The sequence below is a fragment of the Mesorhizobium sp. BHbdii genome (assembly GCF_053848045.1).
The window spans coordinates 1-500 of record NZ_JBSPKX010000143.1; the positions used below are offsets into that span (position 1 = coordinate 1).

The 500-nt window shown below is 66.4% G+C and carries 1 pseudogene; it reads left to right on the forward strand.

Annotated features, from left to right (window positions below):
* Positions 1-303 (forward strand): annotated as a pseudogene (locus tag ACWTU8_RS32290) (hypothetical protein); the annotation flags it as partial.
* Positions 304-500: the final 197 nt, after the last annotated feature.

Below are 500 nucleotides of genomic sequence, written 5' to 3' on the forward strand. Positions count from 1 at the left end.
GCTGTGGTTGGCGGCGCCGCGGGTGGCATCGTCGGCGCGCTCACCGATTCCGGTGTCCCGGAGGAAGATGCCCATGTCTACGCCGAGGGCGTTCGACGCGGCGGCACGCTGGTCACTGCCAAGGTCGACGACCCGCTGGTCTCGGACGCTGAAAGGATTCTTAGTCAGACCAACTCCGTGAACCTGGAAGAACGCCGCGGCGAGTATCGGGCCGGTGGCTGGACGGGCTTTGACGCGGACGCTGACGACTACAGATCCAATGAAATCGGACGCGACGGCGCTCGCGACGCGAACCGCGTCTGACCGGCGGACCTCCCGGCCGAGGCGCCGGGCCCCGGCCGGGAACATGCGGACGCTTCCTTGATCATTGCTTGGTGAACGCGCCCGTGTAGGTTTGGCCGGCGAGCGTATAGGTTCCGGCCAGCGTGCCGTCAGGCAACATCGTCAAACTGATGTCCGCGCCGTTCGGCAGGCGCCCGAGCTTCAATGTGGTCCCAACA